The sequence below is a fragment of the Melghiribacillus thermohalophilus genome (genome assembly GCF_004342905.1).
Taxonomy (GTDB): Bacteria; Bacillota; Bacilli; order Bacillales; family Alkalibacillaceae; genus Melghiribacillus; species Melghiribacillus thermohalophilus.
Map to the genome: position 1 here is coordinate 1 of NZ_SMAN01000011.1, position 18,119 is coordinate 18,119.

Consider the following 18,119-nt stretch of genomic DNA (forward strand, 5'->3'; position numbering starts at 1 on the left):
GGGTTCGGACTAATGTCCCGTCGCTTTGCTTCGCCCTTGACTGAACCTTTTGAAAATTCATCATGTGGTCTTCGGGATGATGAAACGAAAAAAAAACGCAAATCTGCAGGATACCTTAGCTGCTTACACAAAATTCTTGACGTTACCTTATAAGAACATTAAATTCATCCATAGAATAGACTTTGATGAATTTATAAAATATTCTATAAATACCTGCAGCAAAAGGTATTCCCGGGAAAATTCAACTAAAATGTTTTTACTATACTCGATTTTGAAGTTTTATGAAATGAGAAGGTGAACACTATGGAACCGATTGTTTTATGGTTGGGGGAAGATTTTGATACCATGACCTATAGAATTTTAACGGCAGCTCTGTTAAGTGGTTTGATCGGATTTGAAAGGGAACTAAAAAAACATTCAGCTGGATTCAGAACCCATATACTCGTTGGAGTCGGTTCATGTATTATGATGCTCATGTCTCTATACGGCTTTGATGAATACTTAAATAATCATGAAAACATCCGGTTTGATCCAGCGCGAATACCATCATATGTCATAAGCGGGATCGGTTTTTTAGGTGCAGGCACAATCATGGTCCATGGGATGACCATTCGGGGGCTGACTACAGCTGCTTCAATCTGGACGGTGGCGGGGATTGGTTTAATCGTGGGAATCGGTATGTATCCGGAAGCCATTCTTACAACGATCATTGTGCTTTTGAGTTTAGTTTTGTTAAACAACATTGAACGAATAGTGACAAGGGGAAAGGATAGAAGGCATGTTTTTGTGACTATTCAGGAGGATGTTAAAATTGCTGATATCTTGAATATTTTTGATTTGATGAATCTATCTGTAAAAAAAGTAGAAATTGAAAATGAAAGTGCTGACCAGCGCCACCTAAAGATTGAACTGGATGATGGGCAGGCAGTGGACCATGATCAATTCATTGATGAAATTTCTAAAATTCCACATGTAAAATTTTCGTTTGAAAGGAAACCATAAGGATAAATTGAATGGGAATCCTCTCTGCTATTCCTCAGGCAGAGAGGTTTTTCATTAATATTTTAAAACGGAATGATTCAACGGCTATTAAAAACAGGATTGATGAAAAACATCGGTAAGGGGTCCTCATCCATATTTCCCTGATCAAGAAAAGGGGAAAAACATAACATAAAATGAAGGCAAAATGTTTGAAACCTCGAGAAAAGTGGGTATAATAAAAGTAAAGTCAAAGATAGTCAAAGTCAAACGACAGATTTTGATGATGTAGCTAAGGAGGAGGGAAGATGCGGAACATATCGGATATCATTGAAGAATATTTAAAGAAAATTATAAAATCCAGCCAGGAAAATGCAGTCGAAATTAAACGCAGTGAAATTGCCGACCGTTTTCAGTGCGTTCCATCACAGATTAATTATGTCATTAACACCCGATTTACACTGGAAAAGGGATATCTTGTGGAAAGCAAGCGTGGCGGTGGAGGGTATATCCGTATCATACGTGTTAAACCTCAAAATAGGGCTGAACTGATAGATGAATTAATCAAGCTCGCCAAACCAGAAGTATCACAGCAAGCAAGCTTCAATATGATCGAACGGCTGCTGGAGGAAAAGTTAATTACTGCAAGAGAAGCCAGACTGATGATGAATGCACTGAAACGCGAGGTGCTAACTATTCAGCTGCCAGAGAGGGATAAGTTACGCTCACAAATTTTAACAGCAATGTTTTCCGCTTTAAAATATAACAGAAGGGAGTGACCCATCATGGAATGTCAAGAATGTCATCAGCGCCCAGCTACGGTTCATTTTACACAGGTGATTAATGGAAATAAAACCGAGGTTCACCTATGTGAACCATGTGCTCAGGAAAAAGGGTACATGATGGATCAATATGGGGGAGACTTCTCCATCGGAAACCTGTTGTCTGGATTATTTAACTTTGAATCCTCGCCGTTAACCAGCGGTCACTCAACAACTTTTACCCCGAATTCAGGGTTGAAGTGTGAAAAATGTGGGATGACATATGATGAGTTTAAGAGAACCGGTAAATTTGGATGTGCTCACTGTTACCAAACCTTTGATGCTCAAATTGATCCCATTTTGCGCAGGGTACACAGCGGAAATACACGGCATAACGGGAAAATCCCCGAGAGAATGGGAGGAAATTTGCATATTCAACGGGAACTGGAACGTTATCGGGGAGAACTCCAGGATTTAATCCAAAGAGAAGAATTTGAGAAAGCGGCAAAGATTCGAGATAAAATCCGTTCTCTGGAAAATGAATTAAACCGTAAGAAGGACGGTGAGGAATAATGTCATTACAGCAGTTTATCAATGAAGCAGTAAGTCCCTGGATGAAAGAGGATGGCCCAGACAGCGATATCGTTTTGAGCAGCCGAATCCGTCTAGCGCGAAACTTTGCCCATGTTCCTTTCCCGATTATTGCGAGTGAGGACCAGTTAGGAAAAATACTTGAATTTTTTTCACAAGAATTTGAGCATCAGGCGTTCGGAGATTATCAAAGATTTGAGCTTGTTCAAATATCTGATTTAAAGCCTATTGAAAAGCGTGTGCTTGTTGAAAAACATTTGATCAGTCCCAATCTGGCAGAAAACACAGATACAGGAGCAGCATTAATTTCACAAAATGAGCAGGTTTCTGTGATGATCAATGAGGAAGATCATATCCGCATTCAGCTTTACTATCCCGGTCTTCAGCTGGAAAGAGCACTGGATAAGGCTTCTGAATTTGACAACTGGCTTGAAGAAAAGATTGATTATGCCTTTGATGAAAAACGGGGATACTTAACCAGCTGTCCTACCAATGTGGGAACTGGAATGAGGGCATCAGTGATGATGCATCTTCCTGCTCTTGTTTTAACCCAGCAAATGAATCAGGTTATTCCAGCGATTAATCAGCTAGGTTTAGTGGTTAGAGGAATATATGGAGAAGGAAGCGAAGCCCTTGGCAATATTTTTCAGATTTCAAATCAAATCACCCTTGGTAAATCAGAGCAGGATATAGTAGAGGACTTAAAAAGTGTTGTACAGCAGCTAATTGAAAGGGAGCGTAACGCGCGTCAGATGATTATGAACCAGTCAGGCATAAAGCTGGAGGACAAAATTTTCCGCTCTTATGGTGTGCTGGCTCACAGCCGGGTGATTGAATCAAAAGAAGCATCCAGATGTTTATCTGATGTAAGACTTGGAATTGATTTGGGGCTTATTCAGAACGTTTCTAAAACGATTTTAAATGAATTAATGGTCTTAACTCAGCCGGGATTCTTGCAGCAATACGCAAAGAAGGCCCTCTCGCCAGAGGAAAGGGATGTTAGAAGAGCAGAATTAATCCGAGAAAGATTGAAACTAGAAAAGGAATAAGGAGGTAGATGAAAATGATGTTTGGCCGTTTTACAGAACGAGCACAAAAAGTGTTAGCTTTAGCTCAGGAAGAAGCGGTGCGTCTTGGTCATAACAATATTGGAACCGAGCATATTCTACTCGGACTTGTACGGGAAGGTGAGGGAATTGCCGCAAAGGCTCTCGGGGCTTTAAACGTAAAAGCCGATCAAATTCAGAAAGAAGTGGAACAATTAATTGGTACTGGACAGCAAGTCAGTCAAACCATCCACTACACGCCGAGGGCGAAAAAAGTCATTGAACTATCCATGGATGAAGCACGAAAACTCGGTCATTCGTATGTGGGAACGGAACATATTTTGCTCGGTCTGATCAGAGAAGGTGAAGGAGTTGCAGCACGGGTATTAAATAATCTGGGAGTGAGCTTAAATAAGGCCCGTCAGCAAGTGCTGCAACTTTTAGGCAGCAATGAATCAACATCAAGTCACCGGGGACATCGCCAGTCTGGCAATGCCAGTACACCGACGCTTGATTCTCTTGCCAGGGATTTGACAGCGATTGCTAAGGAAGGCAATATTGATCCGGTGATCGGGCGAAGCAAAGAAATTGAACGGGTTATTCAGGTGCTGAGCCGCCGTACGAAAAATAATCCGGTTCTCATCGGTGAACCAGGAGTAGGTAAGACGGCGATTGCTGAAGGACTGGCCCAGCAAATCGTAAACAATGAAGTTCCAGAAATTTTACGAGACAAACGAGTGATGACCCTGGATATGGGAACGGTTGTTGCCGGTACCAAATATCGCGGTGAATTTGAAGACCGTCTGAAAAAAGTAATGGAGGAAATTCGCCAGGCCGGTAACATTATTTTGTTCATTGATGAGCTGCATACGCTGATCGGTGCTGGCGGAGCAGAGGGAGCCATTGATGCTTCCAATATTTTAAAACCGGCACTGGCCCGCGGTGAATTGCAGTGCATTGGTGCAACAACCCTGGACGAATACCGCAAATATATTGAAAAGGATGCGGCTTTAGAGCGTCGCTTTCAGCCGATTCAGGTTGATGAGCCGACCATTGAAGAGTCTGTTCAAATCCTGCAGGGACTGAGGGACCGATATGAAGCCCATCACCGTGTAACGATTACAGACGAAGCGATTGAATCAGCGGTTAAACTGTCAGACCGTTATATTACAGATAGATTCCTTCCAGATAAGGCGATTGATCTCATTGATGAAGCAGCATCAAAAGTTCGACTCCGTTCATATACAGCTCCGCCAAACTTGAAAGAGCTGGAGCAAAAACTGGAGGAAGTGCGCAAAGAAAAGGACGCTGCGGTACAGAGTCAGGAGTTTGAGAAAGCTGCATCCCTTCGTGACAAAGAGCAGCGGCTTCGTGAAGAATTGGAGAAAACAAAAGATGAATGGAAGGAAAAACAGGGGCAGGAAAGTTCTGAAGTGACGACAGAAGATATCGCCAATGTGGTTTCCAGCTGGACCGGTGTCCCGGTAGCCAAACTGCAAAAGGATGAGAGTGAACGGTTATTGAATATGGAAGACATTCTCCACAACCGTGTAATCGGTCAGGATGAAGCGGTTAAAGCCATTTCTAAAGCAATACGCCGGGCACGTGCTGGACTGAAAGACCCGAAACGTCCAATTGGTTCCTTTATTTTCCTGGGACCGACCGGTGTAGGGAAAACGGAACTGGCACGGGCATTGGCAGAAGCGATGTTTGGTGATGAGGATGCCATGATTCGTATCGATATGTCGGAATATATGGAGAAACACTCCACATCCCGTCTTGTCGGTTCACCACCAGGCTATGTAGGCTATGAAGAAGGCGGGCAGTTAACCGAAAAAGTACGCAGAAAACCTTATTCTGTTGTGCTTCTGGATGAGATTGAAAAAGCCCATCCTGAAGTATTTAACATCCTTCTTCAGGTACTGGAAGACGGGCGGCTGACGGATGCAAAAGGGCGTACAGTCGATTTCCGGAATACGATCCTGATCATGACTTCCAATGTAGGTGCCCAGGAACTACGCCGTAACAAATATGTCGGCTTTAACCTTGGTGATGAAGAACATGATTATCAGGATATGAAATCGAAAGTAATGGATGAGCTGAAGAAAGTGTTCCGCCCAGAATTTTTGAATCGTATTGATGAAATCATTGTGTTCCACTCACTGGAACAGAAACACCTGAAACAAATTGTCAAACTGATGGCTGAACAACTGAAAAAACGCCTGAAAGAACAGGATATTGATTTCGAGCTGACAGATCAGGCCATTGAAAAAATTGCTAAAGAAGGCACTGACCTAGAATACGGTGCGCGCCCTCTCCGTCGGGCCATACAGAAAAACGTTGAGGATCTCCTTTCTGAAGAATTGCTGAAGGGCAATATTGAGAAAGGCAAAAAAGTAAAAATTGACATCAATAAAGATGGTGAATTCGTCGTCTCAGGTTAAAAAGAATGGAAATCCGCCTTATGGAATGATTTTAAGAAACGGAAGGTGCCGGCCTTCCGTTTTTTTATTCAAAAATGCTATAAAAAAACGTTATGATTCTGGCAGAAAGAAAGACTGGCTCTTTTTATGATCCAGCTATTGCGTTCAGACTACAAGGCTAAGCGGGGCGCCTGCATTTTTCTTGATGATCTGTTAATATTCAAAGAAAATGTAACATTTTTTTATATGATTCGTATAACTTACTGAAAGTCATCGCTAAAGGGGGATATTATGGCAAAAACCAAAATAAAATATATATGTCAGGACTGCGGATATGAATCTCCAAAATGGATGGGTAAATGCCCCGGATGCCACCAATGGAATACGATGGCGGAAGAAAAAGAAAAACGAATATCTTCACGTCATGCCATCGGCCAAAATCCGTCCCAAAAAACATCCAGACCTGAATCCATTACTGCCATACAGTCCAAACAGGAAATGAGATTTCCGACCGATATGCCTGAGTTGAACCGGGTCCTCGGCGGAGGAATTGTTCCTGGTTCCCTCGTATTAATCGGGGGAGATCCCGGGATCGGAAAATCTACACTGCTGCTTCAGGTATCCTCACAGCTGGCAAACAGACAAATCAATGTGTTGTATGTTTCTGGTGAGGAATCGGTCAGACAAACGAAACTAAGAGCTGACCGTCTTGGCATTAATGTGGAACATCTTTACGTGATGGCCGAAACAAATCTGCAGGAAGTTGCGAATGCTATAGAAGAGATGAATCCAGGATTAGTCATCGTGGATTCGATTCAGACAGTTTATCAGGAGGAAATTTCGTCTGCCCCCGGCAGTGTATCACAGGTACGGGAATGTACCGGCCATTTAATGCGCATAGCTAAAGGGAAGGGCATACCTATTTTTATTGTTGGTCATGTGACAAAAGAAGGTGCCATTGCGGGTCCCCGTCTGCTTGAGCATATGGTGGATACGGTACTGTATTTTGAAGGGGAGAGGCACCACACGTACAGAATTTTGAGAAGTGTGAAAAACCGTTTCGGCAGTACTCATGAGATGGGAATTTTTGAAATGAAAGAGGAAGGATTAAAGGAAGTGACAAATCCATCTGAAATCTTTCTGGAAGAAAGGTCTCAGGGGGTAGCCGGTTCAACGGTAGTAGCTTCCATGGAAGGGACCCGTCCGGTGCTTGTGGAAATTCAGGCGTTAATATCGCCAGCAAGTTTCGGGAATCCGCGAAGAATGGCGACAGGTCTTGACCATAACCGGGTTCCCCTTTTGATGGCAGTGCTGGAAAAACGGGCTGGATTGTTGTTGCAAAATCAAGATGCCTATGTGAAGGTAGCCGGGGGGATGAAGTTAGATGAACCGGCTATTGACCTGGCTGTAGCGATCAGCATTGCCTCCAGTTTTCGGGATCAGCCAACAAGACCTGATGATATTTTAATCGGTGAAGTAGGCCTGACTGGCGAAGTGAGAAGGGTATCCCGGATTGAACAGCGAATACAGGAAGCAAGCAAGCTTGGATTTAAAAGGGCAATTGTTCCGGAGAGAAATTTAAGCGGCTGGTCCAAACCGGATACGATCGAGGTGGTGGGCGTCCGGTCGGTACAGGAAGCTTTACAGATTGCGTTAGGAGGAGCATAAATGCACCCCCATAACAGCGGCACGAACATGAAGGACATTTTAAAAATGATCGCTCCAGGTACTCCTCTTCGGGAGGGGGTAGATAATGTTCTCCGTGCAAGAACCGGGGGATTGATTGTGTTAGGAAACAGGGATGAAGTAGAGGATGTGGTAGACGGCGGTTTTTATATCCGTACACCGTTTTCCCCTGCTTATCTCTATGAGCTTGCCAAAATGGACGGTGCCATTATTTTAAATGAGAGTGGCACGGAAATTTTATATGCCAATGCCCAGCTCATTCCGGATTCTGCGATTGAATCGCATGAAACAGGTATGCGTCACAGAACAGCTGAGCGAGTAGCCAGGCAAACAGGAAGTCTGGTCATAGCGATTTCACAGCGCCGTCATGTCATCACCCTGTACAAAGGAAACATTCGTTATGCCCTGAAAGAAATAGGAGTGATATTGACAAAAGCCAATCAGGCTATCCAGACACTGGAAAAGTATCGTCATGAACTCAAACAGTCTATTACCAATTTAGGTGCCCTGGAATTTGAAGAACTCGTCACGCTGCAGGAAGTGATTCAGGTTCTCCATCGAGTGGAAATGGTTTTACGCATCAAAAATGAAATTCGTTCCTATATCGATGAACTCGGAACAGAAGGACGGCTGATAGAGCTTCAACTGAAAGAATTGATTGCCAATATTGAAGAGGAAGCGGCGTTGCTCATTAAAGACTACTGTAAAGATTCGGATACAGATCCGGATTATGTTTTAGGTGAAATCCAGAAGTCCTCGAAAACCGTATTAATGGATGATACGGCAATCCTGAAACTTTTAGGCTATTCTGCTTCTACAAAAGTGGAGCAGGGGGTAGCACCAAGAGGTTACCGGATTTTAAAAAAAGTACCCCGCCTTCCCGCTCAGATTGTCGAAAATCTAATCCTTTATTTTCAAAGCTTTAATCCGATAGTGAAAGCTTCTATAGATGCCTTGATACAAGTTGACGGGGTAGGCGAAGTCCGGGCGAATAATATTAAGGAAGGTCTTACCCGGATACAGGAACAATTATTGATTGACAGGAATATATAATTTGTTGCAAAATTGACACAATAAAAAAAGAGTGATAAAATTGTTGGTTAACAATTTTGACTGGAACTTATAGGCGTGTTATAATTATGTACTACCAATTATTTGAATTTTTTCTTTTTTGCATCATACTTATTTTTTTATATTTTTTGGGAATACTAGAGGCAGGAGGTGACCTTTCGTGCTGAAAAAAATCATTCAGCTGTTTATGATCATAGCAGGAGGTACGATTGGATATTTATATATCCCGGATGTAATCGGATTGCTTGATTTAGCATTGCCTGCCTGGCTTAAAACCCCGTATGCAGGAATGGGTCTGGGAGCACTTATTTTATTTTTATTGACGTTCTGGGTGGTAGACTATATTGTTGGATTTTTAAGATTGATCGAAGAAACCCTCGTTAAGGTCCCAGTTATAGATTTGCTGTTTGGAAGTATAGGTTTAATCATCGGTTTAATTATCGCGTTCCTGGTTAATATTCCCCTTAAGGATATAGACATTCAGCTCGTATCACAGGTTTTGCCGATTTTTCTTACAGTGATATTAGGCTATCTAGGTTTTCAGGTTGGTTTTAAGCGGAGAAATGAATTTGTCAGCTTAATTTCAAATACGAGAAAGGACAAAAAGAAGTCTCCTGATGGGGTAAAAGAAGAGCTGGAACCTCTAGTTAAGCCGAAAATACTTGACACAAGTGTAATTATAGACGGAAGAATAGCGGATATTTGCCAGACCAGATTTTTGGAAGGTACAATCATCATTCCTCAGTTTGTTCTGGAGGAATTGCAACATATAGCCGACTCCTCAGATGTACTGAAAAGAAATCGGGGAAGACGGGGTCTTGATGTGCTCAATCGCATGCAAAAAGAAATAAGTATAAATATCGAGTTTTATGAAGGTGATTTTGAAGATGTTCATGAAGTCGACAGCAAACTGGTGAAACTGGCGAAACTGCTGAACGGTGTTCTGGTTACCAATGATTTTAACCTAAATAAAGTCTGCGAATTTCAGCATGTTGAAGTTTTAAATATCAATGATCTGGCCAATGCGGTAAAGCCAATTGTGCTACCCGGTGAAGAGTTGAATGTTCACGTCATTAAAGACGGAAAAGAAGAAAACCAGGGAGTTGCCTATCTGGATGATGGCACCATGATTGTTGTGGAAGAAGGCAAAGACTATATCGGCAAGTCGATCGAAGTGTTGGTCACAAGTGTATTGCAGACTTCTGCAGGAAGAATGATTTTTGCGAAACCAAAATTACTTGAAAAAGCCCTTTAAAAAAGGTATAAACGTATAAGGAAGATTTAAAGTGATAACAACATGGTTTGTTATCGCTTTTCTTTCTTTATATAAGAAAAGATCATTTAAAAGGGATTTAAAAATGAAGTCCGCTTCCTGTATGTTTGATAGCGGGAATCGGGCTCATGTGTTAAATACTGATTTTAAGGGCTGAAGAAGATGAAAAATTATCATGTGATTGTACTGGCTGCCGGACAGGGGAAACGGATGAAAGCGGGAAGGAACAAACAATTTATTCAACTGGCCGGGAAACCGCTAATTATTCATACCCTGTCTGTCTTTGAACAGGATGATGACTGTTCCGGGATTATCCTGGTGTCCCACCCGGATGAACAGGGACAGATGGAAGAGATGGTTAAGGGATATGGTCTTCAAAAGGTCAGTCGCATTGTTCCAGGCGGAAAAGAACGTCAGGACAGTGTGTACAACGGGCTTATGGTATTTGATCAGGAAACGATTGTATTGATACATGATGGGGCTCGTCCTTTCATTGACCGTCAGTCTATTCACCGTCTGGTAGCAGCGGTGGACAGCCATGGAGCTGCGCTGCTCGGAGTAAAAGTTACCGACACGATGAAACTGAGAGGCGATCAAGGCATATGTACGCTGGATCGGAATCGATTATGGGCTGCCCAGACACCTCAGGGATTTTCTCTCTCTATTATTCGAAATGCCCATGAGAAAGCCCGTGAAGAAAAATTTTTAGGAACAGATGATGCTTCACTGGTGGAGCGGCTTGGAAAACAGGTAACCATCGTCGAGGGCAGCTATGATAATATTAAAATCACTACGCCCGAGGATTTGAAAAAAGCCGAAATGATTATACAACAAACCAAATATGAAGGAAGCGGGGAGGATCAAACGGTGTTTCGAGTAGGTCAGGGTTTTGACGTTCATCAGCTGGCTGAGGGCCGGCGCTGTATGATTGGGGGTGTGGACATCCCTCATGAAAAGGGGCTTGTAGGCCACTCTGACGCTGACGTCTTACTACATACGATTGCTGATGCATGTCTTGGTGCCATTGGCGAAGGTGATATCGGCAAGCATTTCCCGGACACCGATGTAGCTTATAAAGATGCCGACTCTAAAGATCTTCTTCGGGAAGTATGGAGTCTAGTTCAGGAGAAGGGCTATCAGCTGGGGAATCTCGATTGTACGATTATTGCACAGGCACCCAAAATGGCACCTTATATCGATAAAATGCGCACCAATATCGCTGAAATTCTTCAAGCAAATGCGTCCCGGATCAATGTCAAAGCAACCACCACAGAAAACCTGGGGTTTACAGGGAGAAAAGAAGGAATTGCGGCTCAGGCAGTCATTCTTTTGCAAAAAAACGGGCAATAACCGTAAAATGATGATAAAATATGATGGGATGAAGGAGCGGAAATCGCCAAAGGAAGGGGTTATTCATATGTCTACAGATATACGTGTTCGATATGCACCGAGCCCGACCGGTCATCTTCACATTGGAAACGCCCGGACGGCCCTGTTTAACTATTTGTTTGCCCGCAATGCCGGGGGAACATTTATTATCCGGATTGAAGATACGGATCAAAAGCGTAATGTTGAAGGCGGAGACAAAAGCCAGCTCAAATATTTAAAATGGCTGGGGATTGACTGGGATGAAAGTATTGATGTGGGAGGCGAATATGGTCCATACCGTCAGATGGAACGCCTCGATATTTATCAAAAATACGCGAAAGAACTTCTCGAGCGGGGGCTTGCCTATAAATGTTACATGACCGAAGAGGAACTGGAAAAAGAGCGGGAGGAACAGCGGGCAAGGGGAGAAGTGCCTAAATACTCCGGTGCCCATCGAAATTTAACGGAGGAACAGAGAAGGCAGTTTGAAGCAGAAGGTAGAAAACCGAGTATTCGCATCCGGGTCCCGGACAATAAAACCTATACGTTCAACGATATTGTCAAAGGTAAGATCACCTTTGAATCAAAGGATTTTGGTGACTGGGTCATCATGAAAAAAGACGGCACACCAACGTATAACTTTGCAGCAGCTATCGATGATCACCTTATGCAAATCTCTCACGTTTTAAGGGGAGAAGATCATATTTCCAATACACCGAAGCAGATGATGATCTATGAAGCCTTCGGGTGGGATGTCCCAAAATTCGGCCATATGACGCTGATTGTGAATGAAGAGCGCAAAAAATTAAGCAAACGGGATGAAAGCATCATCCAGTTTATTGAACAGTATGCGGATTTAGGCTATCTGCCTGAAGCGTTATTCAACTTTATTGCCCTGTTGGGCTGGTCACCGGTTGGGGAACAGGAGTTGTTCACCCGGGAAGAATTTATAGAAATTTTTGACCCTAATCGTCTGGCCACATCACCTGCCGTATTTGATCCGAACAAGTTGAAGTGGATGAACAACCAGTATATTAAAGCTGCGGATTTAGATCGTATTCTGGATATTACGATTCCACACTTGATCAAAGCAGGAAAGCTATCCGAACATATGACAGAAAAAGAACGCAAATGGGCGGAAGATCTCGTAGCCCTGTATCAGGATCAGCTAAGCTATGGTGCGGAGATCGTTGAGTTAACGAAATTATTTTTCAAAGAAGAAATTGAGTATGACGAAGAATGCATGAATGTCTTAAGTGACGAGCAGGTGCCGGATGTATTGAGAACATTTAGGGAGAAACTGGAACAGTTGGAAACATTTAACCCTGATGAAATCAAAGCAGCGATTAAAGCTGTCCAAAAGGATACGAAGCAAAGGGGCAAGAAACTGTTTATGCCGATTCGGGTCGCTACAACCGGACAGACCCACGGGCCTGAACTTCCTAATGCCATTTATTTGCTCGGGAGAGATAAAGTGATCATGCGCCTGAATGATGCACTAAATAAACTGGACCGGTAAATGCACATTTGTTTCCATAACTAATATGGTGTAGTAATATAAATGATAAACGATGATGGGGAAAAGTAAAAAGAGACCATCCTTACACAGAGAGAATCACCTCTGGCTGAAAGTGATTCTAAGGACCTCTTTTGAACATGCACCCCGGAGTCCCTTATTGAATGCACAGTAGGTAAGGGCGGGTGACTTCCGTTACCGGTTATTTGAGTTTGGGGAACCGATTTATGTTTTGTTCCCAAACAGAGTGGAACCGCGCACAAAGCGTCTCTGTCATATGGCAGAGGCGCTTTTTTGCAGACTGTTAAACGGATCTTGTGATCATATTTCGGCATTGCCGAATTTACTTGAACGATGCTTAGTCGTTTTAAAATGAAAACGGATTGGAGGGTCCAGGTATGGGTGGTTTTTTAAAAATGCTTAAAGAAGATGTTGAAGTGGTCTTTGATCAGGATCCCGCGGCCAGAAGCAAGCTGGAAGTCATTTTGACCTATTCCGGCCTGCATGCCATCTGGGCTCATCGCATTGCACATGCATGCTATAAACGAAAATGGTTTTTTATTGCCAGAGCGATATCCCAGATCAGCCGGTTTTTTACCGGAATCGAAATACATCCTGGTGCGAAGATTGGAAGGCGTTTTTTTATCGATCACGGAATGGGTGTCGTCATTGGTGAAACATGCGAAATCGGGGATCATGTAACCATTTATCAGGGAGTAACGCTGGGTGGAACAGGTAAGGAAAAAGGAAAACGGCATCCGACGATCAAGGATCATGCACTCATTGCTACAGGCGCCAAAGTGTTAGGCTCGATTACCATTGGCGAAAATTCAAAAGTAGGAGCGGGTTCTGTTGTTCTTCAGGATGTCCCGGATAACTCCACTGTTGTTGGTATTCCGGGCAAGGTAGTGATTCAGAACGGAAAAAAAGTTCGACGGGAACTGGCGCACCACAAATTGCCTGACCCCGTTTCTGATCAATTAAAAGCCATGGAAGCAGAAATTGAGCGGCTGAAAGAAGAAATTGAATCTTTGAAAAAAGGAGTGATGCATAATGGCGATTCAAATATTTAATACGTTAACCCGTGAAAAAGAGAAATTTAAACCGATTGAAAACGGGAAGGTCAAAATGTATGTTTGCGGACCAACTGTTTACAATTACATTCATATCGGCAACGCCCGTCCCGCCATTGTGTTTGATACCGTACGCCGCTATTTTGAATATCGGGGTTATCAAGTGGAGTACGTCCTCAATTTTACGGATGTGGATGACAAAATCATTCGCGCTGCCAATGAAGTGGGGGAAGAGGTCCGAGAAGTGGCAGAACGCTTCATTAAGGCCTATCGAGAGGATGTTCAGGCTTTTGGAGTCAAAGAGGCTACCCATCATCCGAGGGTTACGGAAACCATGGATGAAATTATTGAGTTCATACAGGGATTAATTGACCAGGGCTATGCCTATGAAGCGGATGGAGATGTTTATTTCAAAACCCGTTCCTTTAAAGACTACGGGAAATTATCTCATCAGTCTATTGACGAACTTCGGGCAGGAGCACGAATTGAAGTAGGAGAAAAGAAAAAAGACCCCCTTGACTTTGCCCTCTGGAAAAAAGCCAAACCCGGTGAAATCTTCTGGGATAGTCCCTGGGGGAAAGGTAGGCCGGGCTGGCACATTGAATGTTCAGCCATGGCAAAAAAATATCTTGGCACAACGATTGACATCCATGCAGGAGGGCAAGATTTAGCGTTCCCACACCATGAAAATGAAATTGCCCAGTCGGAGGCGCTGAACGGACAACCATTTGCAAACTACTGGATGCATAATGGGTATATTAAAATTAACAACGAAAAAATGTCCAAATCCCTGGGGAATTTTATTCTCGTTCACGATTTGATTCAAAAGCATGATCCGAATGTACTGCGCTTTTTCATGCTGAGTGTCCATTACCGCAATCCAATTAATTTCAGTGAGGAGCTTCTGGAAAGCGCCAGAAACGGCCTTGAGCGCATCCGCACAGCCTATCAGAATCTTGGACATCGCAGACAGTCAAGCACGAATTTGACGGAGGATGATCAGGAATGGCTGAATAAGATCGACCGTCTGAAACATCAATTTATCGAAGAAATGGATGATGATTTTAATACCGCTAATGCCATATCGGTTTTGTTTGATCTGGCCAGGGAAGGGAATGTATATATACAAAAGAAACAAACCTCAGAAAAGGTGCTCCATTCATTTTTAGCGGTTTTTAACGAATTAGCCGATGTATTAGGGCTCTCAATCGAACAAAAAGAAGAGGAACTGCTGGACGAGGAAATCGAACAACTCATACAAAAGCGGGAGGAAGCAAGGAAAAACCGTGACTTTGCTACAGCTGATAGGATCCGGGATGAACTGAAAGCCAAAAACATTATTTTGGAAGATACACCACAGGGAACCCGGTGGAAAAGGGGATGAAGATGAGTGCCAATCAACTCGATGTGAAACAGCTGAAAAGCCTTGCCTTAGCCTATATGGGTGATGCGGTTTACGAAAAATATGTCCGGGAGCATCTCATATATCAGGGGACTGTTCAGCCGCAGCAACTCCACAAAGCTGCGGTGCGTTTTGTTTCTGCTGTCTCTCAAGCGAATGTCTTAAAGTACTGGCTCGGTGCCGATCTGTTAACCGAAGAAGAGCTGGGTGTGGTACGCAGGGGACGCAATGCCAAATCAGGATCAAACCCTAAAAACACCGATATAGGTACGTACCGATATAGCACGGCCTTTGAAGCACTTCTTGGTTATCATTATTTATTGGGCAATATCGATCGGCTGGAGCAGCTGGTACATCTTGCCTTTCAATTTGTGGAAGAAAGGAGCTGATCATGATGAGCGAAGAATGGATTGTAGGAAAAAACCCTGTAATGGAAGCGCTAAAGTCAGACAGAACCATTCACAAAGTTTTGCTGGCGGAAGGCTTGAAACAGCAGCCGATACAGAAAATCATCCATCTTGCCAGGGAACATCATGTGCATATCCAGCGTGTTCCACGGAAAAAACTGGACCAGATTGGCCCTAATCACCAGGGGGTTGCAGCTTCAGTATCTCCTTATGAATACGTCCAGATTGATGATCTTTTTCATAGGGCGGATGAACAGGGAGAATGGCCATTTTTTATGATTCTGGACGAGCTGGAGGACCCCCACAATCTAGGTTCCATTTTACGAACAGCTGACGCGGCTGGTGTTCACGGCATTATCATTCCGAAACGACGATCTGTTCAGATTACCCCAACCGTGGCCAAAGCTTCTGCCGGAGCGGTAGAATACGTGCCCGTGGCAAGGGTTACCAACATTGCCCGAACCATCGATGAATTAAAGGAACGGAATGTCTGGGTTGTGGGGACCGATGCCGAAGGGGAAACAGACTATCGGTCTTTGAAAGGGGATCTCGGACTGGCCCTTGTGATTGGCAGTGAAGGGAAGGGAATGAGCCGCCTCGTCAAAGAAAAATGTGACTGGCTGGTCAGCCTGCCGATGAAAGGACATGTCTCCTCCTTAAATGCATCTGTGGCAGCAAGTCTTTTAATGTATGAAGTTTATCGCAAGCGAAATCCGTTAGGTGAATAGAGATGATCGTATTAATCGTCGATGGATACAACGTTATAGGATCCTGGCCTGAACTGAAAGCTTTGCGGGATCAGGATCTCGCACAGGCAAGGGATCTGCTGGCAGAAAAGCTGGCAGAATACCAGGCATACACCGGACACCGGGTCATCATTGTATTTGATGCTTACAATGTTCAGGGGTTGGAAAAAAAAGTAGAAAATCACCGGGTGGAAATGATTTATACCCGGGAGCATGAGACGGCTGATGAACGGATTGAAAAACTCGTGCAGGAAATAAAAAATGTTCGGACACAGGTGTATGTAGCAACATCTGATTATACAGAGCAACGTACCATTTTTGCTCAGGGGGCTTTAAGAAAGTCTTCCCGGGAGCTTATTGCAGAAATTGAAACCATCGAAAAAAATATCGAGAAAGACGTAAAAAAGCAAAATACGATGAAAACACAGGCAAAAATTCCGATAAAAAAAGAAATATTGGATGTGTTTGAAAAATGGAGAAGGGGGGAAAAGTGAAAACAGGCGTTATTGACGCTGTTTTAACAAATCCTGTATAATATTTCTATATTTACGGTTATCAAATCAGGGGGAATCCTGTGTGAGCATCAGACATGGTGAGAAAGATTTAGAGAAAATGTCAGACGAAGAAGTGATAGAGCTGGTTCACAGCGGGAACAGCGAAGCACTTGAATACCTGATTCACAAGTACAAGAATTTTGTGCGTGCCAAGGCACGTACATATTTCCTGATCGGAGCAGATCGGGAGGACATTGTGCAAGAAGGAATGATAGGTTTATATAAGGCCATTCGGGATTATCAGGAGGACAAGCTATCATCATTTAAAGCTTTTGCCGAACTTTGTGTAACCCGGCAAATCATTACTGCTATTAAAACCGCCACAAGACAGAAACATATCCCGCTCAATTCCTACGTTTCTCTGGACAAGCCCATCTATGACGAAGAATCTGACCGGACACTGATGGATGTATTATCAGGTTCAAGGGTGATGGACCCTGAACAGCTAATCATCAATCGGGAACGTTACGGAGATATGGAGTACAAAATGAAAGAAATTTTAAGTGACCTCGAGCGTAAAGTATTAAACCTTTATCTGGACGGGAGGTCCTACCAGGAGATTTCAGATGAACTGAACCGCCATGTCAAGTCCATTGATAATGCATTGCAGAGGGTGAAACGGAAACTGGAACGTTATCTGGAAGTCAATGAATTGTCCCACTAAAAGCTGATTTGACAGTATGAAAGACAAGTGCTACATTAGGAAATAGTGAAAAAGATTGAGGAGATCAACATGGCAAAAAAAGTCGTACTCGCCTGCAGTGAATGTTCCAGCCGTAATTACACGACTGAAAAACGTGATTCAGCATCCGGCAGTCGTTTAGAAATAAAAAAATATTGCAAAAAATGCGGAAAGCATACACTTCATCGCGAGACAAAGTAAATTTGATCTTTGCACTCGCTAGTTTGGGGGTTCGAACATGAATGTTGGCAAGTTTTTAAAAGATGTAACACGGGAAATGAGCAAGGTCAGCTGGCCCAGGGGCAAAGAGCTCGTGCGCTATACGATCACAGTAGTAACGACTGTGGCCTTTGTTGCTGTGTTTTTTGCTTTAGTAGATTTAGGAATTACTCAAATTCTTGAACTATTATTTGAATAAGTGCCGCTACAATATGCTATAATGGAAAATACAAGTTTTTTCAGCAAAACCCGTTTTACGGGTTTTTCATACGTTTGGAACCTTTTTTATCTTTTGGTTAATTTGAATTCTTTTGCACAATGCC

18 protein-coding genes and 1 other annotated feature are annotated in these 18,119 nt (G+C 43.2%); all 18 genes read left to right on the forward strand.

Annotated elements, in window-relative coordinates:
- Nucleotides 1–303 precede the first annotated feature (303 nt).
- The 18 genes from EDD68_RS08640 to secE all read left to right on the forward strand — a co-directional run bounded on the left by EDD68_RS08640 (nt 304) and on the right by secE (nt 17,995).
- Complete coding sequence (locus EDD68_RS08640) at nt 304–1,002, forward strand: MgtC/SapB family protein (RefSeq protein WP_243646810.1); 699 nt, start codon at nt 304–306, stop codon at nt 1,000–1,002.
- Nucleotides 1,003–1,286: 284 nt separating this feature from the next.
- The gene (locus tag EDD68_RS08645) at nt 1,287–1,757 is read left to right on the forward strand and encodes a CtsR family transcriptional regulator (RefSeq protein ID WP_132371854.1); all 471 of its coding nucleotides are present in this window, start codon (nt 1,287–1,289) and stop codon (nt 1,755–1,757) included.
- A gap of 6 nt (nt 1,758–1,763) precedes the next feature.
- Nucleotides 1,764–2,312, forward strand: coding sequence for a protein-arginine kinase activator protein McsA (mcsA, locus tag EDD68_RS08650; RefSeq protein ID WP_132371855.1), 549 nt, complete (start codon nt 1,764–1,766; stop codon nt 2,310–2,312).
- The gene (gene mcsB / locus EDD68_RS08655; protein ID WP_132371856.1) at nt 2,312–3,379 is read left to right on the forward strand and encodes a protein-arginine kinase McsB; all 1,068 of its coding nucleotides are present in this window, start codon (nt 2,312–2,314) and stop codon (nt 3,377–3,379) included. Before mcsA ends, mcsB begins: the two co-directional genes overlap by 1 nt.
- Nucleotides 3,380–3,393: 14 nt before the next feature.
- Nucleotides 3,394–5,820, forward strand: coding sequence for an ATP-dependent protease ATP-binding subunit ClpC (gene clpC, locus EDD68_RS08660; RefSeq protein ID WP_132371857.1), 2,427 nt, complete (start codon nt 3,394–3,396; stop codon nt 5,818–5,820).
- Nucleotides 5,821–6,090: 270 nt separating this feature from the next.
- Nucleotides 6,091–7,467, forward strand: coding sequence for a DNA repair protein RadA (gene radA, locus EDD68_RS08665; RefSeq protein ID WP_132371858.1), 1,377 nt, complete (start codon nt 6,091–6,093; stop codon nt 7,465–7,467).
- Nucleotides 7,468–8,538, forward strand: coding sequence for a DNA integrity scanning diadenylate cyclase DisA (disA, locus tag EDD68_RS08670; RefSeq protein ID WP_132371859.1), 1,071 nt, complete (start codon nt 7,468–7,470; stop codon nt 8,536–8,538).
- 178 nt (nt 8,539–8,716) lie between these two features.
- Nucleotides 8,717–9,811 carry a PIN/TRAM domain-containing protein gene (locus tag EDD68_RS08675; protein WP_132371860.1) on the forward strand — a complete coding sequence of 365 codons (1,095 nt, stop codon included), beginning with the start codon at nt 8,717–8,719 and terminating at the stop codon, nt 9,809–9,811.
- Nucleotides 9,812–9,991: 180 nt separating this feature from the next.
- On the forward strand, nt 9,992–11,179 hold the full coding sequence (locus tag EDD68_RS08680; RefSeq protein ID WP_132371861.1) for a bifunctional 2-C-methyl-D-erythritol 4-phosphate cytidylyltransferase/2-C-methyl-D-erythritol 2,4-cyclodiphosphate synthase: 1,188 nt from the start codon (nt 9,992–9,994) through the stop codon (nt 11,177–11,179).
- A gap of 67 nt (nt 11,180–11,246) precedes the next feature.
- Nucleotides 11,247–12,716, forward strand: coding sequence for a glutamate--tRNA ligase (gltX, locus tag EDD68_RS08685; RefSeq protein WP_132371941.1), 1,470 nt, complete (start codon nt 11,247–11,249; stop codon nt 12,714–12,716).
- Nucleotides 12,717–12,759: 43 nt separating this feature from the next.
- Nucleotides 12,760–12,988: a binding site (T-box leader), on the forward strand.
- A gap of 123 nt (nt 12,989–13,111) precedes the next feature.
- Complete coding sequence (gene cysE / locus EDD68_RS08690; RefSeq protein ID WP_207902563.1) at nt 13,112–13,786, forward strand: serine O-acetyltransferase; 675 nt, start codon at nt 13,112–13,114, stop codon at nt 13,784–13,786.
- Nucleotides 13,767–15,170: a cysteine--tRNA ligase gene (gene cysS, locus EDD68_RS08695; protein ID WP_207902564.1), complete on the forward strand. Its 1,404-nt coding sequence runs from the start codon at nt 13,767–13,769 to the stop codon at nt 15,168–15,170. The genes cysE and cysS overlap by 20 nt, the downstream gene beginning before the upstream one ends.
- Nucleotides 15,171–15,172: 2 nt before the next feature.
- Nucleotides 15,173–15,577 carry a Mini-ribonuclease 3 gene (locus EDD68_RS08700; RefSeq protein WP_132371863.1) on the forward strand — a complete coding sequence of 135 codons (405 nt, stop codon included), beginning with the start codon at nt 15,173–15,175 and terminating at the stop codon, nt 15,575–15,577.
- A gap of 5 nt (nt 15,578–15,582) precedes the next feature.
- Entirely contained in the window at nt 15,583–16,323 is a 741-nt protein-coding gene (rlmB, locus tag EDD68_RS08705; RefSeq protein ID WP_132371864.1) for a 23S rRNA (guanosine(2251)-2'-O)-methyltransferase RlmB, read from the forward strand.
- A gap of 2 nt (nt 16,324–16,325) precedes the next feature.
- Complete coding sequence (locus EDD68_RS08710; protein ID WP_132371865.1) at nt 16,326–16,835, forward strand: NYN domain-containing protein; 510 nt, start codon at nt 16,326–16,328, stop codon at nt 16,833–16,835.
- An 82-nt stretch (nt 16,836–16,917) separates the two neighbouring features.
- Entirely contained in the window at nt 16,918–17,559 is a 642-nt protein-coding gene (sigH, locus tag EDD68_RS08715) for an RNA polymerase sporulation sigma factor SigH (protein WP_279388245.1), read from the forward strand.
- Between the two features lie 69 nt (nt 17,560–17,628).
- Nucleotides 17,629–17,778 carry a 50S ribosomal protein L33 gene (gene rpmG / locus EDD68_RS08720; RefSeq protein WP_132371866.1) on the forward strand — a complete coding sequence of 50 codons (150 nt, stop codon included), beginning with the start codon at nt 17,629–17,631 and terminating at the stop codon, nt 17,776–17,778.
- Between the two features lie 37 nt (nt 17,779–17,815).
- Nucleotides 17,816–17,995, forward strand: coding sequence for a preprotein translocase subunit SecE (gene secE / locus EDD68_RS08725; RefSeq protein ID WP_132371867.1), 180 nt, complete (start codon nt 17,816–17,818; stop codon nt 17,993–17,995).
- The last annotated feature ends 124 nt before the right edge of the window (nt 17,996–18,119 follow it).

Bases quoted from the DNA above. Each gene is read 5' to 3' on its own strand.
- cysS (WP_207902564.1), top strand. From the start codon at position 13,767: ATGGCGATTCAAATATTTAATACGTTAACCCGTGAAAAAGAGAAATTT.
- EDD68_RS08710 (WP_132371865.1), top strand. From the start codon at position 16,326: ATGATCGTATTAATCGTCGATGGATACAACGTTATAGGATCCTGGCCT.
- EDD68_RS08680 (WP_132371861.1), top strand. From the start codon at position 9,992: ATGAAAAATTATCATGTGATTGTACTGGCTGCCGGACAGGGGAAACGG.
- mcsA (WP_132371855.1), top strand. From the start codon at position 1,764: ATGGAATGTCAAGAATGTCATCAGCGCCCAGCTACGGTTCATTTTACA.
- mcsB (WP_132371856.1), top strand. From the start codon at position 2,312: ATGTCATTACAGCAGTTTATCAATGAAGCAGTAAGTCCCTGGATGAAA.
- cysE (WP_207902563.1), top strand. From the start codon at position 13,112: ATGGGTGGTTTTTTAAAAATGCTTAAAGAAGATGTTGAAGTGGTCTTT.
- rpmG (WP_132371866.1), top strand. From the start codon at position 17,629: ATGGCAAAAAAAGTCGTACTCGCCTGCAGTGAATGTTCCAGCCGTAAT.
- gltX (WP_132371941.1), top strand. From the start codon at position 11,247: ATGTCTACAGATATACGTGTTCGATATGCACCGAGCCCGACCGGTCAT.
- secE (WP_132371867.1), top strand. From the start codon at position 17,816: ATGAATGTTGGCAAGTTTTTAAAAGATGTAACACGGGAAATGAGCAAG.
- clpC (WP_132371857.1), top strand. From the start codon at position 3,394: ATGATGTTTGGCCGTTTTACAGAACGAGCACAAAAAGTGTTAGCTTTA.
- EDD68_RS08640 (WP_243646810.1), top strand. From the start codon at position 304: ATGGAACCGATTGTTTTATGGTTGGGGGAAGATTTTGATACCATGACC.
- disA (WP_132371859.1), top strand. From the start codon at position 7,468: ATGCACCCCCATAACAGCGGCACGAACATGAAGGACATTTTAAAAATG.
- EDD68_RS08700 (WP_132371863.1), top strand. From the start codon at position 15,173: ATGAGTGCCAATCAACTCGATGTGAAACAGCTGAAAAGCCTTGCCTTA.
- rlmB (WP_132371864.1), top strand. From the start codon at position 15,583: ATGAGCGAAGAATGGATTGTAGGAAAAAACCCTGTAATGGAAGCGCTA.
- EDD68_RS08645 (WP_132371854.1), top strand. From the start codon at position 1,287: ATGCGGAACATATCGGATATCATTGAAGAATATTTAAAGAAAATTATA.
- radA (WP_132371858.1), top strand. From the start codon at position 6,091: ATGGCAAAAACCAAAATAAAATATATATGTCAGGACTGCGGATATGAA.